This window comes from Streptomyces sp. NPDC057438 (assembly GCF_042802995.1).
In the GTDB taxonomy this organism is placed as follows: Bacteria; Actinomycetota; Actinomycetes; order Streptomycetales; family Streptomycetaceae; genus Streptomyces.
The window spans coordinates 49,118-64,541 of sequence record NZ_JBHVDD010000055.1 but is presented as its reverse complement, the minus strand read 5'-3'; the positions used below and the strand labels follow the sequence as shown (position 1 = coordinate 64,541).

The 15,424-nt window shown below is 72.9% G+C and carries 10 protein-coding genes; 5 read left to right on the top strand and 5 right to left on the bottom strand.

The window, feature by feature from the left end; translation table 11 throughout:
- Positions 1 to 517: 517 nt before the first annotated feature.
- The gene (locus ACFU5F_RS26500; RefSeq protein WP_383892012.1) at positions 518 to 1,075 is read right to left on the bottom strand and encodes a MarR family winged helix-turn-helix transcriptional regulator; all 558 of its coding nucleotides are present in this window, start codon (positions 1,073 to 1,075) and stop codon (positions 518 to 520) included.
- Positions 1,076 to 1,231: 156 nt separating this feature from the next.
- Here ACFU5F_RS26500 and ACFU5F_RS26495 point away from each other — a divergent pair, with 156 nt between their 5' ends.
- Positions 1,232 to 2,503 (top strand): MFS transporter, encoded by a 1,272-nt coding sequence (locus ACFU5F_RS26495; RefSeq protein WP_383892009.1) that lies wholly within the window; start codon positions 1,232 to 1,234, stop codon positions 2,501 to 2,503.
- A gap of 122 nt (positions 2,504 to 2,625) precedes the next feature.
- On the opposite strand, the gene ACFU5F_RS26490 is transcribed toward ACFU5F_RS26495, so the two are convergent.
- A complete protein-coding gene (locus tag ACFU5F_RS26490; RefSeq protein WP_383892007.1) occupies positions 2,626 to 4,299 on the bottom strand; it encodes a SpoIIE family protein phosphatase in 1,674 nt (557 codons plus the stop codon).
- 225 nt (positions 4,300 to 4,524) lie between these two features.
- On the bottom strand, positions 4,525 to 5,889 hold the full coding sequence (locus ACFU5F_RS26485) for an NAD(P)/FAD-dependent oxidoreductase (RefSeq protein WP_383892004.1): 1,365 nt from the start codon (positions 5,887 to 5,889) through the stop codon (positions 4,525 to 4,527).
- 480 nt (positions 5,890 to 6,369) lie between these two features.
- Here ACFU5F_RS26485 and ACFU5F_RS26480 point away from each other — a divergent pair, with 480 nt between their 5' ends.
- Together ACFU5F_RS26480 and ACFU5F_RS26475 are read left to right on the top strand one after the other, a co-directional pair.
- On the top strand, positions 6,370 to 7,170 hold the full coding sequence (locus ACFU5F_RS26480; RefSeq protein WP_383892001.1) for a TetR/AcrR family transcriptional regulator: 801 nt from the start codon (positions 6,370 to 6,372) through the stop codon (positions 7,168 to 7,170).
- 266 nt (positions 7,171 to 7,436) lie between these two features.
- Positions 7,437 to 9,308, top strand: a complete 1,872-nt coding sequence (locus ACFU5F_RS26475; protein ID WP_383891997.1) for a sigma-70 family RNA polymerase sigma factor — start codon at positions 7,437 to 7,439, stop codon at positions 9,306 to 9,308.
- Here ACFU5F_RS26475 and ACFU5F_RS26470 read toward each other — a convergent pair.
- Positions 9,295 to 9,549, bottom strand: a complete 255-nt coding sequence (locus ACFU5F_RS26470) for a hypothetical protein (protein ID WP_383891994.1) — start codon at positions 9,547 to 9,549, stop codon at positions 9,295 to 9,297. The two genes, ACFU5F_RS26475 and ACFU5F_RS26470, sit on opposite strands and share 14 nt — an antisense overlap.
- Positions 9,550 to 9,770: 221 nt before the next feature.
- Complete coding sequence (locus ACFU5F_RS26465) at positions 9,771 to 11,864, bottom strand: asparagine synthase-related protein (RefSeq protein WP_383891992.1); 2,094 nt, start codon at positions 11,862 to 11,864, stop codon at positions 9,771 to 9,773.
- A 713-nt stretch (positions 11,865 to 12,577) separates the two neighbouring features.
- Here ACFU5F_RS26465 and ACFU5F_RS26460 point away from each other — a divergent pair.
- The gene (locus tag ACFU5F_RS26460; RefSeq protein ID WP_326581195.1) at positions 12,578 to 14,002 is read left to right on the top strand and encodes an MFS transporter; all 1,425 of its coding nucleotides are present in this window, start codon (positions 12,578 to 12,580) and stop codon (positions 14,000 to 14,002) included.
- Between the two features lie 201 nt (positions 14,003 to 14,203).
- Positions 14,204 to 15,415 carry an L-2-hydroxyglutarate oxidase gene (gene lhgO / locus ACFU5F_RS26455; protein WP_383891990.1) on the top strand — a complete coding sequence of 404 codons (1,212 nt, stop codon included), beginning with the start codon at positions 14,204 to 14,206 and terminating at the stop codon, positions 15,413 to 15,415.
- The last annotated feature ends 9 nt before the right edge of the window (positions 15,416 to 15,424 follow it).

Here is a 15,424-nt window from a genome sequence, read left to right as displayed (position 1 = left end):
ACGCTGTTGAGTTCTCAAGGAACGGACGCTTCCTTTGTACTCACCCTCTCGGGCTTTCCTCCGGGCTTTTCCCTTCGGTCTTGCTGTCTTGCGTTCCCGACTCTATCAGACCGTTTCCGGTTCCGATTTCCTCGGTGCTTTCCAGGTTTCCGCTTTCGCGTTTCCCTTTCCGGCGACTCCGACTCTATCAGATCCTTTCGGGCCTGATTCCCAGTCAGCGGGAGTTGTCTTCTGCGGCTGTTGGGCCGTTTCGACGTTCCAAACCTTAGCGGATCTGCTCGGCAGTTCCCAATCGGGGCTGTCGAACCCAAATCGAATTGCATTCGGGCGCGCCGAATTCATCCCGACTGGGAGTCTCGCTGGTTGGTTTGTGTGCCGCTCGAAGCGGCGGAGGTGCTGTCGCAGAACCGTTAAGGCTCCGTGGCAACCCGAAGAACTCTACGGATCACGGGTCGGACTGTCAAGCCTCCCCCCGGTGACCCACGGCCAAACCTCGGGCGCTGGTCGGCCGCACCGCTCAGTCGAGGTCGATGAGGCGGCCGCCGGCATCCGGCTGGGCGTGCTCGACACGGCGGAGGAGTCGAGTCAGGACCTCGCCCAACACGGTGCGCTCCAGAGGGGAGAGGTCCTGGAGAAGGTCCTCCTCGAAGACCGAGGCGAGGCGCATGGCCTCCAGCCACTTCTCGCGGCCCTCGGTGGTGAGCTCGACGATGACGCGCACCCGGTTGTTCTCGTCGCGCTCCCTCGTCACCAGGCCCTCGGCGACCATGCGGTCGATGCGGTGGGTCATGGCGGCCGGGGTGAGGCCGAGCCGCTTGGCGAGTTCGCTGGGGCCCATCCGGTACGGGGCGCCGGAGAGGACGAGGGCCTTGAGGACCTCCCAGTCGGCGTTGCTGATGTTGAGCGCGGAGGTCTGGCGGCCGTAGGCGACGTTCATACGGCGGTTGAGTCGCGACAGTGCCGACACGATCTTCTCGACCTGGGGGTCGAGGCCCTGGAACTCGCGCTGGTAGGCGGCGATCTGCTCTTCGAGTGTCGGCTCGGCGCTGCCGGCTGTGTCGGGGGTGTCGCCCATGGGCGAAGTATGGCACGACGCTGCTTGGCATCGAAGTCCTTCGAGGTGTACTGTTTAGCTTCTAAGTTTTAGCTTCGAAGTCTTCAGTGTTAACCCTTGAGCTGGAGGCTTCCCTTACCTAGGCAGGTGAACGTGACCAGGGGGACGGGCGCAGCGATGCGCCGGATTCACGTGGGCAACGCGCTCGGCGCGTTCGGACTCGGCTTCACCGTTCCGTATCTGTACGTCTATGTGGCGCAGGTGCGGGATCTCGGTGCGACGACGGCGGGGCTGGTGCTGGCGGTCTTCGCCGTGGCGGCGCTGGTGGTGCTGCCGTTCGCGGGGCGGGCCATAGTCCGGCGCGGCCCGCTTCCCGTGCTGCTCACCGCCCTGGTCACCGCTGCCGTCGGGTCGCTCAGTCTGGGGCTGGCCACCAGTGCGACGACCGTGCTGTTGTCCGCTGCGGCGCTCGGGGCGGGACAGGCCGTGACGCAGCCCGCGCTCGCGACGATGATCGTCGACTTCTCGCACGCGGAGAACCGGTCACGGGCCTTCGCCACGCAGTTCTTCCTGCAGAACCTCGGGCTCGGGGTCGGCGGGCTGATAGGCGGCCACCTGGTCGATGCCACGCGCGCGGGGTCGTTCGTCCTGCTGTTCTCCATACAGGCGGCGATGTTCGTGCTGCTCGTGGGTGTGATGGCGACCGTGCGGGTGGCTCGGACCGCCGAGGTCGCAGGAGTGCCCGCCGACGGGGCGACGGCCAAGGGGAGCTGGAAGCAGCTGCTCGGCAACCGGGCCATGGTGCAGCTCTGTGTCCTGGGCTTCGTGCTGTTCTTCGCCTGCTACGGGCAGTTCGAGTCGGGTCTCAGTGCGTACGGGGTCGAGGCGGCCGGGATATCGACGTCCGCGCTCGGGACCGCGCTGGCCGCCAACACGGCGGTGATCGTGATCGCGCAGTTCGCCGTGCTGCGGTTCGTCGAGCGGCGCAGGCGGTCCCGGGTGATCGCCGCCGTGGGGCTGATCTGGGCCGTCGCTTGGGGCGTGGCGGGGTTCGCCGGGCTGGGGCAGACCAGCGAGACCATGGCGACCGCCGCGTTCGTCTCGACCTATGCGCTGTTCGGTCTGGGCGAGGCCATGTTGTCGCCGACCGTCGCGCCGCTGGTGGCCGATCTGGCGCCGACGGGGATGGCTGGGCAGTACAACTCCGCGTTCGCGCTGGTGAAGCAGCTTGCGTTGGCGGTCGGGCCGGCGGTGGGTGGGCCCATGGGGGCCTCGCTGCATGCGCCGTACGTCGTGACGTTCCTGCTGTTCTCGCTGGGGATCACGGTGTTGGCGCTGCGGTTGGGGCGGCGGCTCAGTGCGGTGCAGGATCAGCCGGGGCTGGGAGCGAGTCGGGTGGTGGCTCGGGGGGCGACGACCGCGTCCCAGCCGGGGGTTGTGTCGGCGTAGGGCTCTCGCCCCCGCCGCCCCTACTCGTCCCATCCTCGAGGGGCTGCGCCCCTTCGACCCCCAGACGTCCGTCCGGTGGGGCTTCTCGCGCATCCGACAACGCACCGGCACCCGACCACGACCTACGTCGTACGGCCGGGGAGGGCGAACTCGCACCAGACTGCCTTGCCGCCGCCCGGTGTTCGGCGGCTGCCCCAGTCGGAGGCGATCGTGCCGATGATGGCGAGGCCACGGCCGGACTCGTCCGCGAGGTCGGCTCTCCGGCGGCGGGGAAGGTGGTCGTCGCCGTCGGTGACTTCGACGATCAGGCGGCGGTCGGTGCGGCGCAGCCGCAGGCGCATGGGCGGGGTGCCGTGCTGGAGGGAGTTGGCGACGAGTTCGCTGGCGGCCAGGACGCCCAGGTCGTGGAGTTCCGGCGGGAAGCGCCAGCTGGTCAGGACGCCGGAGGCGAAGGCGCGGGCGCGGGGGGCCGCTTCCACACCGCCGAGGAGTTCCAGAGCGGCGTTGCGGAAGAGTTCGCCGTCGGGGCCGACGCGGGCGGGGTGCTGGAGGACCAGTACGGCCACGTCGTCGTCGTGGTCGGCGGTGACGCCGGTCGAGCGGACGAGGCGGTCGCAGACGACCTGCGGGGAGCCCGTGGCGCCGGACAGGGCGCGTTCCAGGGCGGCGATCCCCTCGTCCAGGTCCTCGTTGCGGCGCTCCACGAGTCCGTCGGTGTAGAAGACGGCCGTGGAGCCGGGGCCGAGGGGGATCGAGCCGGAGGCATGGGTCCAGCCGCCGGTGCCGAGCGGGGGACCGGTCGGTTCGTCGGCGCGCAGGACCGTGCCGCTCTCGTCGCGGACGAGGATGGGGAGGTGGCCCGCCGAGGCGTAGACCAGGCGGCCCTCGTTGGGGTCGTGGACGGCGTAGGCGCAGGTGGCGATCTGGTTGGGGTCGATCTCCGTCGCGAGACCGTCCAGCAGCTGGAGCACCTCGTGCGGGGGCAGGTCGAGGCGGGCGTAGGCGCGGACGGCCGTGCGCAGCTGGCCCATGACGGCGGCGGCGCGCACGCCGCGGCCCATGACGTCGCCGATGACGAGGGCCGTGCGGCCGCCGCCGAGGGTGATGACGTCGTACCAGTCGCCGCCGACGGCGGTCTCGGTGCCGCCGGGGTGGTAGACGGCGGCGATGCGCAGGTCGTCGGGTTCTTCCAGCTCCTGGGGGAGGAGGGAGCGCTGGAGGGTGACGGCGGTCTCGCGCTGGCGGCGTTCGCTCGCGCGGAGGCGTTCGGCGGCCTCGGCGTGGTCGGTGACGTCGGCGGCGAAGATCAGGACACCGCCGACGCCCTGCCCGGCGCCGCTCGGTACGGCGACCGGGGTGCAGGTGATCGTGTAGCTGCGGCCGCCGGCGGCCTTGCGGGACTTGACCGTGCGGGGCTTGGAGCTGCGCAGGACCTGGTCCAGGAGCGGGAGGAGGCCGAGGTCGTCCAACTCCGGCAGGGCCTCGCGGGCCGGCTCGCCGAGCGGGCGGGCGCCGAAGGCCGCGGCGTAGGCGTCGTTGACGTAGGCCGTGCGGTGGTCCGAGCCGTGGACGAGGGCGACGAGGGCCGGGATGCGGTCGAGGATCTCGCGGGTGGGGAGGTCGTCGACGGCGGGTACGGCGGGGGTGCCGTCCGGGGGGTCGTCGGTCTGCCGTTCGGCGCGGGCGGCGGGCACGGATCCGTCCCCCCGCCGGTCCGGGGTGACCGTGTGTTCGGTCCGCGCTGCGGCGCGGCGCTGCGTACCGGGGAGCCGGGCGCTCCAACGCGTGAAGTTCACCGAATCCTTGCCTCGTGCCTCGTGTGGTCGTCTGCGGCCGGCTCCGGATCCGGCCGGTGGCCCGGGGCGTCGCCCCGGGTGCGGCGGTGGGGGACGCCTGGTCGTGGGTACGTGTGGGCAGGGTGTGGCCCCGCCCATGATCATGGATCACGTCGCGGACCAGTCTGGCCGACCGGACCGACATCCGTCAGACGTCGGCCCGGTCGGTGGAGTTCCTGGATCGGGTCAGGACGACCCCTTCGGGTCCTCCGGGGGCTTTCCACCGGCCGCGAGTTCGAATTCCGCACGGGGGTGTTCGAGTGATCCGAGCGAGACGATCTCTCGTTTGAAGAGGCCGGAGAGGGTCCATTCGGCGAGGACGCGGGCCTTGCGGTTGAAGGTCGGCACCCGGCTCAGGTGGTACACGCGGTGCATGAACCAGGCGGGGTAGCCCTTGAGTTTCCGTCCGTAGACGTGGGCGACGCCCTTGTGGAGGCCGAGGGAGGCGACCGAGCCGACGTACTTGTGCGAGTAGGTCTGCAGCGGCTCGCCGCGCAGGGAACGGGTGATGTTGTCGCCGAGGGCGCGGGCCTGGCGCACGGCGTGCTGGGCGTTCGGGGCGGTCTCCTTGCCGGGTTCGGCGGTGACGTCGGGGACGGCGGCCGCGTCGCCCGCCGCCCAGGCGTGCGCGACACCCTCGACGGTCAGCTCGGCGGTGCACTTGAGACGGCCCCGCTCGTTCAGCGGGAGGTCGGTGGCGGCGAGGACCGGGTGCGGTTTCACCCCGGCCGTCCAGACGACCGTGCGGGTCGGGAAGCGGGCGCCGTCGCTGAGGACGGCGACGCGGTCGGCGCACGATTCCAGCCGGGTGTGCAGGCGTACGTCGATGTTGCGGCGGCGCAGTTCGGTGACCGTGTAGCGGCCCATCTCCTCGCCGACCTCCGGGAGGATGCGGTCGGAGGCCTCCACGAGGATCCACTTCATGTCCTCGGGCTTCACGTTGTGGTAGTACCGCGCCGTGTAGCGGGCCATGTCCTCCAGCTCGCCGAGCGCCTCCACGCCGGCGTAGCCGCCGCCCACGAAGACGAAGGTCAGGGCCGCGTCACGGATCGCGGGGTCACGGGTGGAGGAGGCGATGTCCATCTGTTCGATGACGTGGTTGCGCAGGCCGATGGCCTCTTCGACGGTCTTGAAGCCGATGGCGTAGTCCGCGAGCCCGGGGATGGGCAGGGTGCGCGAGACGGAGCCGGGGGCGAGGACGAGTTCGTCGTACGTCAGCTGCTCGGCCTCCGTGCCCTCCTCCTCGGTGGCGAGGGTGTCGAGGGTCGCGATGCGTTTGGCGTGGTTGATCGCGGTGGCCTCGCCGATGACGACCTTGCACCGGTCCAGGACGCGGCGCAGGGGTACGACGACGTGGCGGGGCGAGATGGAGCCCGCCGCCGCTTCCGGAAGGAAGGGTTGATACGTCATATAGGGGTCGGGGGACACGACGACGATCTCGACGTCGCCCCGTCCGAGTTCCGGTTTCAGCTGTCGCTGCAGGCGCAGCGCTGTGTACAGCCCGACGTATCCGCCGCCGACGATGAGAATGCGCACCGGTTCCTTCACCATCCCATGACGCACCTTGCTCGCTGGTTTGTCCACAGGCCCGGCAATTTGTGTGACCGGTCTCCACAATCGCGCGGAGATGGCCGATTCACCAGCGTGTGTGACAGGTGCGCAGGTCAGATGGTGTGAGCCGGATGGCAGGAGGGGGCGCAAACCGGACGTAAACCGCCCGTACTCCGATCGGGGGGCGCTCCGTGCGGAACGTGCCCCTTCTGAATTGACTCCCTCTCAACTATGTTCGTGTGTCGACGGGGTGTAGGGGGATGCGTTCAAGAGGTTCGGTCGAGTCCGGGGTCGAGGTCGTGGATCACGGGTTCGGGTCCGTTTTCCGAGTGGTCCGCGACGGGCGGATCCGTTCGGGGACCGGGTTGCCGGCGAAGGGAGTCGGCGACCACCGACGACCTTGGACGCTCGTTCCGCCGCTCCGGCTTCCGATGACGGGGAGAGTCTCCGGGGGGAGACGTCATTACCGGGGGAACACGTATGCATATTCAGGAGTCCCATTGGTCGTCCGCGTCCACCATCGCACCCGGTGGTGCGATGGGCGCGGCGGGCGGCAACGGACGCGGTGAGGGAGTGCGGTCAGCTCCGCTCCGCGTGGATGCACAGCGCAACCTCGAGCACGTGCTGCGCGCGGCGCGCGAGGTGTTCGGTGAGCTGGGGTACGGCGCGCCGATGGAGGACGTGGCCCGCCGTGCGCGGGTCGGTGTCGGCACGGTGTACCGGCGCTTCCCGAGCAAGGACGTCCTGGTCCGCCGGATAGCCGAGGAGGAGACGTCTCGGCTCACCGAACAGGCCAGGGTGGCGCTCGGCCAGGAGGAGGACCCGTGGCAGGCGCTGTCGCGGTTCCTGCGGACGTCCGTGGCCTCGGGTGCCGGGCGGCTGCTGCCGCCGCAGGTGCTGCGGGTCGGGGTCGCCGAGGACGGGTCCGACGACATCGGCGCGATCGTCGCGGACGAGGCGCGGGTGCCGCCGCAGCGGGTCCAGCCCGGGGCCGAGCTTCGGCTGGTCCCGGCGGAGTCGGGCTCCGGTTCCGCCGTGGGCGCCACCGGTTCCGGTGCGCCCGTGGACGATGCCGGTGCTTCGGCACTGCTCGAGGTCGTGGGGCAGTTGGTGGAGCGGGCCCGGGGCGCCGGTGAGCTGCGCGAGGACGTGACCGTGGCGGACGTACTGCTGGTGATCGCCACGGGAGCGCCGGCGTTGCCGGACGCGGCGCAGCAGGCTGCCGCGTCGGCTCGGCTGCTCGACATTCTGCTGGAGGGGTTGCGGTCCCGGCCTTCGTGACCGCGATCGGGTGACGTTTCGCCCCAGGGGCGGCGCGGGGTGGGCTTCTTCGCCCCGCGCCGCCCCTGCCCGTTCCCCCGCGTCGATGCCCGTTTCCCGAGTCCCTTCCGGCCCTCGGGTACTCGTTCGGGTGAATCCTCACTCTGCGATCTGGGAAGCCGCCTCGGACGAGTGGTATGCCCGTAGTACCGGGACTGAACAAAAGCCAATATGGCACTCTGCCCTGGTGTTGGGGACTGGGTCGGCTGGCGGCGGGGGCTTCCGCGATGGGCGTTGACGGGCGGGAAGATCCGGGGCCGGAGACGGCGGCGTCCGGGGCGGAGGCGGAGCCTCAGGTGCCCGAGCAAGGAGGGCGCGGGGTTCCGGCGCAGTGGGACCGCTCCGACTCCGGGGTGTTACCGCCGCGGGCGCCCTCCGACGCCGACCTGATCGACTGGATGCGGTCCGGGGAGGACTCGGCGTACGAGGAGCTGTACCGGCGGCACGCGGAGGCCGTACGCCGGTACGCGCGTACGTGCTGCCGCGACGCACACACCGCCGACGACCTGACGGCCGAGGTCTTCGCCCGCATGCTGCAGGCGGTCCGGGGCGGCTCCGGGCCGCAGCACGCCGTACGGGCCTATCTGCTGACGTCCGTGCGGCGGGTCGCCGCGACGTGGACGCGTTCCGCCCGGCGGGAGCAGCTCGTCGACGACTTCGCGGTGTTCGCGGCCCAGGCGTCGCGCGGGACCGAGGCGTCGGACACGGACACGCTCGACCTCGGCGCCGACGTGCGGGCGATGCACGAGGCCGAGCAGTCGATGGCGATGCGGGCGTTCCGTTCGCTGCCGGAGCGCTGGCAGGCGGTGTTGTGGCACACCGAGGTCGAGGACGAGTCGCCGAGCGAGGTCGCCACCCTCTTCGGGCTCGACGCCAACGGGACCCGGGTCCTGGCCAGCCGGGCGCGGGAGGGCCTCAAGCAGGCGTATCTGCAGGCGCATGTGAGCGCCACGCTCGCCGGTGACCCCGGCGTGTGCGGGCGCTACGCCGACCGGCTCGGCGCGTACGCCCGTGGCAGTCTGCGGACGCGGGCCGAGCGGGGGCTGCGCGCGCATCTGGAGGAGTGCGCGGCGTGCCGGCTGGCCGCCGGGCAGATCAAGGAGGTCGCGAGCGGGATCCCGGCCGTCGTACCGGTCGCGGTCATCGGCTGGTTCGGCGCGGCCGGGTACGCGAAGGTCGCCGCGCTCGTCGCCGGGGGCGCCGGAGCCGGGGCGGCCGGTGCGGCGGCGGCCGTGGCGGGCAAGGGTGCCGGCGGGGCCGCCGCGGAGGGGCTCGGCGGACCCGCGAAGGCCGGGATCGCCGTGAGTGTGGCCGGCATGGTCGCCGCGGCGGTGGCGATGGCGCTGACGGGCGGCGACGTCCGGCGGGAGGAGCCCGCCGCCGAGCCGTCCGCCACGCGGCCCGCCGTGGCCGCGCCGCGGCCGGATCCGTCGACGCCTCGGGACAGGCCCGCGCGGGGCGCGCCCGCGAGGGTGGTGCCGATGTCCAGGCCGTCACCGGCACCAAAGCCGAAGCCGACGCCCACGCCTACGCCGTCGCGGACCATGACCCCGGCACCGGCCGCGAAGCCGAAGCCCCCTCCCGCGCCGGCCCCGACCCCCGCGCCGCCGAAGCCGTCTCCGCCGCCGACCCCGTCACCGTCTGCCCCCGCCCCGCCCGCTCCCCCGGCCGTCTACCGGTGGAACGAGCTGCGGTACGGCGTCCTCGGCGACGGCACCGCGCCCGAGATGCGGCTCGCGGAGAGCAGTTGGGTCTGGCAGCGGTACGGGATGTCGATCGCCGGAAAGCGGTACGGCAACGGCGTGACCGTGCACGGCCGCTCCTCCGTGACCATCGATCTCAACCGCCGGTGCGACGCGTACGACGCGCTGGTCGGCGTCGACGACCTGACGCACGGCCTCGGCGAGGTCCGCTTCTCCGTCTACGGCGACGGGGTCCGGCTGTGGAGGTCCGGTCCGGTGCGGGGCGGGGAACCGGCGCTCCCGGTACGGGTGGATCTCCGTGGGCGGGAGACGGTACGGCTGGTCGTCGAGCCGCACGGCCGCTACGACCTGCCGGTGCCGGCGGACTGGGCGGATGCGCGGTTCAGCTGCGGGTGAGGGACCGGCCGTGCACGCCCGGTGCCGGGTCCGTGAGAACGGTCTCCAGGGCTCCGGCGAGGTCGGTGAGGGCGTCCGGCGGGCCGTGGATCGCGCCGGTGGCGTGTTCGGTGGCGTACGGGCGGGGCGGCCCGCTCGGCGTCGTACTGGTCGGGAGCGAGAGTGGGCGCGGGTGGTCGCCGAGGCGGGCGGCACGGTCGCGGCGCTGTCGGCCAGGGTGACCGTCGCGGTCTCGGCGCATCGGTCGTGCACGGAGGTGCGGGCGTTGCAGCCGGACTACGGCCGCCCGCTGCGGCCGGACTCGGGGTCGTGAAGAGGCCGTCGGCCGGCGCGCGGTTCGCCATGCCCCTGGGCCGGACAGGTCGTCGCCTCGGGCCCTGGGCCGGACAGGTCGTCGCCTCGGGCCCTGGGCCGGACAGGTCGTCGCCTCGGGCCCTGGGCCGAACCCGCCGCGTGCCGGGGTCAGACGTGTCGCGCCGTCGCTCCCGTGCCGAGGGCGCCTCGTTGGGGGGTGATGCCGGCCGGTACCGCGCGTTGTCTGGCGGGGGTGCCCGTCCAGCAGGTGCCTCGGCGGGAGAGGAGGCGGCGCAGCCAGAGTTCGAGGGCGACCAGGTCGGCGAGGCCGTCGAGCGGGAGGGGTTCGCCCTCGGCGGCGGCGCGGAGGGCCTTGCGGACGACTCGGGCCTCGACGATGCCCGCCTGGGCGAGCAGGGGGGTGTCGAAGAGGGTGATCAGGGTGTCGGCGGCCACACGGAGGCCGGTGCGGGCGGCGGCGTGCGAGGTGGCGTGGGAGGGGGCGCCCCAGCCGGGCGGGAGGTCGGTGACGCCGGCGCCCTCCAGGACCGTACGGAGGATCGCGGCGCGGGCGCCCGGCAGGACGCGGAGGGCTTCGGGGAGGGCGCGGCAGGCGCGGACGACCTGGTTGTCGAGGAAGGGGGTGTGCAGGCGCTGGGAGCGGATCTCCGCCGCCTGTTCGAGGACCCGGAGGTCCGCCGCGTGCCGGGCCAGGGCCGCGCGGGCGCGGAAGTCGCCGGGGCGCTGGCCGGGGCCGACGGTGGAGCGGCCCGTCGTCGCACCCAGGCGAATCGATACTTCTGCCAGGGCCTCGCCGGTGAGCCAGCGGGCGGCCGGGCCCGGTCTGGCCCAGGTGAGGGCGGCCAGGGAGGCGCCCACCGCGCCGCCGGGCTCCTCGAAGCGGCGCTGCATGAGGCGGTCGGCGAGGACCTCGACGCCGGAGCGGTACGGGGTGCGGGCCAGCTTCCGCGCCGCGCTGTACACGCGCGCGGGGACCATCACCGAGCCGTCGGCCTTGGCGAGGGCGGCGACCGGCCGGACCAGGTGGCGGCGCTTGCGGTCCATCAGGAGGTCGGCGAGGCGGGCGGGGTGGGCGTCCAGGACCTGGCGGGCGCCGTAGCCGGTGAAGTGGTCCGCGCTGCCGGAGGCGAGGCGGGCGCGGTGGCGGGCGGCGGTCACCAGCGAGGGCCCCGGCTCGTCGGTGAGGGGGACGTCGAGGTCGGCGTACGGGAGCACCTCCTCGCCGCCGGTCACGACCACGTGATGGAGGCGGGGGTTGGCGGCAAGGGTGCCCGCGCGTTCCAGTTCGGTCTCGCGGCCGGAGGTGACCAGGTCGTTGAAGGTGACGGCGAGGAGGCGCTCGCCGGCGCCCGTGCCGTGGCCGAGGACCGTGCCGGGGGCGCCCGGCAGACCGGCGGCGAGCAGGGCGAGCGTGCCGGAGGCGGGACCGCCGGAGACATCGGCGCCGATGCCGGGGACGGGCATGCCGCGGGCGGCGCGGCGCTCGGCGGGGCCCATGCCGGGGACCGGGCCGGGATCGACGTCGGGCACGTGCCGGGGGGCGGAGAGACGGACCCGCACGGATTCCACGAGGGCGTCGCGGACCGCGTCCACGGCGCTGTCCGGGTCGGCGGAGGGCGCGGCGACGGCGAGGGAGGCGACCGGCTCGTAGCCGGCGATCTCACGCGCCCCGGCGCGCAGGATCAGTGCGTGCCCCGGAGGAATGCGGCGCACGCCGTCGTACGGAGTGGAGTCCTGGAGGGCGTCCGGTACGTCGGGGGCGGCCAGCAGGGCCGCGAGGTGCCCGAAGTCGAGGTTGGCCTCGACGAGGTCGGCGAGGGGGAGGGCCGCCGTCGCATACGCCGTGCCGCCCGCCCAGGGGGTGTGGAAGACCGGGCGGGCGCCCGCGAGGTCGCCGCAGACGGTCACCCGGCGGCCGACCTGGACGACGGCGGTGTAGCTGCCGGGCCAGGCGGTGAGGTGGCGCAGGGCGCCGCCCCGGGCCGCGAACAGGCCCACGCGCAGCTGCTCGTCGGAGGCGCCGCAGATGCCGAGCACGGCGATCCTGGTCTGGACGTCGGCGGTCACGACCCGTACCTCGTCGGGGCGCCAGTCGCCGACGGCCCAGAGCGGGTCGGGGTCGCCCCACAGGAGGTGGGAGCCGACCGGGTGCACGCTCTCACCGTCGGGTCCGGTCGCGCCGGCGGAACCGAAGGCGGGCGCGCCAGCGGCGGTACTGCTCCATCCCACCAACCACCGCATCGACGCCTCCACAGGCTGTGGACAACCGGTGCACCGTACGAACGGTCCCCATGCTGCCACGAAGGAGGCTTGCCGGAGGCGTGTGGTCCGGCTTGTGCACCGCCGAGTGCGCCCCCGGGGAGCCGTGAACGCTCCCCCGTCATGCCCTCAGGTCGGCCCGGACGAGGGGTGGTTCACCCAGACGGACCCCGGGTCTACGACGCGAATGCGCCCCCGGTACGCTCCCCCAAAACACCTAACGCGCCCTCAACAGACGTGGTCGGAGCGGTATTCACGCTCGACGACCACCGTCGATTTTCGGCCAAATCGTCCTCGAAGGGCGAAGTCGGCACGCCCGCCGTACCGCCCCCGATGACGACACAGCGTCAACGCACAGTCCGGGAGGCGGAGTTCGCCCCCCGGACCGGTCCGCCGCCCGCGGGGATGTAGGCGGCGGTGTCCCCCAGCCCACTGGATCCAGTACAGCGGGCCGACCCACGCACCACCATGGAACCGCTCCCCCGGTGGCCGGAGTAGAGCGCACGGACAGGCGCACGGCCACACATCGGGAGCACATCACCACACTCCGTGCTGCGCCCGCACTTTCGTACGGACCACAATCCCGCCATCCGGATTTACGCCCCTTAACGCTTGGGATGCGGCGAACTACGCTGGGTTTACGAATGCCGCGTGCCTATGCCGCCGCGGCAGCCGTCTGTTCGAGGGGTGGCGCAATGTCCAGGGAGCAACGCGGGCCGAACGAAAAACTCGGCACCGTTCTCGCCCTCGCGGGAATCAGCAACGCAGGACTCGCGCGTCGCGTCAACGACCTTGGCGCCCAACGCGGGCTGACACTTCGCTACGACAAGACCTCGGTGGCGCGGTGGGTCTCCAAGGGCATGGTCCCCCAGGGTGCCGCGCCGCATCTCATCGCGGCCGCGATCGGGCAGAAGCTCGGCCGCCCGGTGCCGCTCCACGAGATCGGCCTGGCGGACGCGGATCCCGCCCCCGAGGTGGGCCTCGCCTTCCCCCGTGACGTCGGACAGGCGGTGCGCGCGGCGACGGAGCTGTACCGCCTCGACCTCGCCGGCCGCCGCGCGGGCACCGGCGGCATCTGGCAGTCCCTCGCCGGGTCGTTCGCGGTGAGCGCGTACGCCACACCCGCCTCGCGCTGGCTGATAACCCCGGCCGACAGTTCGGTGGCGCGCGAGGCGGGCTCCGCTGAGGGCTCCGGGTCGCCGCTGAAGGTCGGCCACAGCGACGTGCAGAAACTGCGCGAGGCCGCCGAGGACGCCAGGCGCTGGGACTCCAAGTACGGGGGCGGCGACTGGCGTTCGTCCATGGTGCCGGAGTGCCTGCGGGTCGAGGCCGCGCCGCTGCTGCTCGGCTCGTACTCCGACGAGGTGGGCCGCGCACTGTTCGGAGCGTCCGCGGAACTCACCCGCCTCGCAGGCTGGATGGCCTTTGACACGGGTCAGCAGGAGGCGGCGCAGCGGTACTACATCCAGGCGCTGCGGCTCGCGCGGGCCGCGGCCGACGTACCGCTCGGCGGGTACGTGCTCGCCACGATGTCGCTGCAGGCCACCTACCGCGGCTTCGGCGACGAGGGCGTCGACCTCGCGCAGGCCGCGCTCGAACGCAACCGGGGGCTGGCCACCGCGCGCACCATGAGCTTCTTCCGGCTCGTCGAGGCGCGGGCCCACGCGCGCGCGGGCGACGCGGTCGCCGCCGGGGCGGCCCTCAAGGCCGCCGAGGGCTGGCTGGAGCGGGCCCGCGACGGCGACAACGACCCGACCTGGCTCGGCTTCTACGGCTACGACCGGTTCGCCGCGGACGCGGCCGAGTGCTACCGGGACCTCAAGGCGCCGCGTCAGGTGCGCCGGTTCACGGAGCAGGCGCTGTCGCGGCCGACGGAGGAGTTCGTACGCTCGCACGGGCTGCGGCTCGTGGTGTCGGCGGTCGCCGAGCTGGAGTCCGGCAACCTCGACGCGGCATGCGAGCAGGGGGTGCGGGCGGTGGAGGTCGCCGGGCGCATCTCCTCGGCGCGCACGACCGAGTACGTGAAGGATCTGTTGCATCGCCTGGAGCCGTACGGGGACGAGCCGCGGGTCATTGAGCTGCGGGAGAGGGCGCGGCCCCTGTTGATGACGCCGGCGTAGGTTCGGGGCGCCTTCTCGTCTGCGGGGTCGTTGGCGGGTGCGGGTGCGTGGGGGGTGCTCGCGCAGTTCCCCGCGCCCCTGATGGGGCACGGCCCTGGGCGACCGGCATCGGAGAACGTGACCAGCGCCATGGGGACGGCTTCCGGGTTTGAGGGCATTGTCAGTGGTGCAGTGCACTATCGGAGTCGGGAGGTGGGGCGCGTGCGGAGGCAGGGCGCGTACGACTGCGATGTGCTCGTGGTCGGCGGCGGGATCGTCGGGTTGTCGACGGCGTATGCGATCACACGGGCCGCGCCGGGCACGCAGGTCACCGTGCTGGAGAAGGAGCCGGGCCCGGCCCGGCACCAGACCGGGCGGAACAGCGGCGTCATCCACAGCGGGATCTACTACCGGCCGGACTCGCTGAAGGCGCGGTACGCCGTCAGGGGCGCCGCCGAGATGGTCAAGTTCTGCGCCGAGTACGGCATCGAGCACGCCGTCACCGGCAAGCTGATCGTGGCCACCGAGAAGTCGGAGCTGCCCCGGCTGCACGCCCTGGTCCAGCGCGGGCGGGAGAACGGGATTCCGGTGCGGGAGCTGGGCGCCGCCCAGATCGCCGAGTACGAGCCGGAGGTGCGCGGGCTCGCGGCCATACACGTCGGCACCACCGGGATCTGCGACTACGTCGGGGTCGCCCGGCAGTTCGCGCGGGCGTCCGGCGCCGAGATCCGCTACGGCGCCGAGGTCGAGCGCATCGACCGGCGGGCCTCGCTGGGGGTCGCCGTCCGGATCCGGGGCGGCGGCGTCGTCCGCGGCCGGGTGCTGGTGAACTGCGCCGGGCTGCACTGCGACGAGGTGGCCCGGCTGACCGGGGACGACCCCGGGATGCGGATCGTGCCGTTCCGGGGCGAGTACTACGAGCTGGCGCGGCCCGAGCTGGTCCGTGGACTCGTGTATCCGGTGCCCGACCCGGCGTTCCCGTTCCTCGGGGTGCACCTGACCCGCGGGATCGACGGCGGCGTCCACGTCGGGCCCAACGCGGTGCCCGCGCTGGCCCGCGAAGGGTACGCCTGGGGGACCGTACGGCCGCGTGAGCTGGGGGCCACGCTGGCGTGGCCCGGGTCCTGGCGGATAGCCCGGCGGCACTGGCGGTACGGCGCGGGGGAGCTTCGCCGGTCGGTGTCGAAGAGGGCGTTCACGGCGGCGGTGCGGCGGTTGCTGCCGGCGGTCTCGGAGGGGGATCTCGTGCCCGCGCCCGCAGGCGTGCGCGCTCAGGCCGTGCTCCGCGACGGGACGCTGGTGGACGACTTCATGATCCGGGAGGGAGCGCGTGCGGTGCACGTGCTGAACGCGCCCTCGCCCGCGGCGACCGCGTCCCTGCCGATCGGGCGGGAGGTCGGCAGAAGGGCACTGGCGGCGCTGGCCGAGGCGTGACGGGGTGGT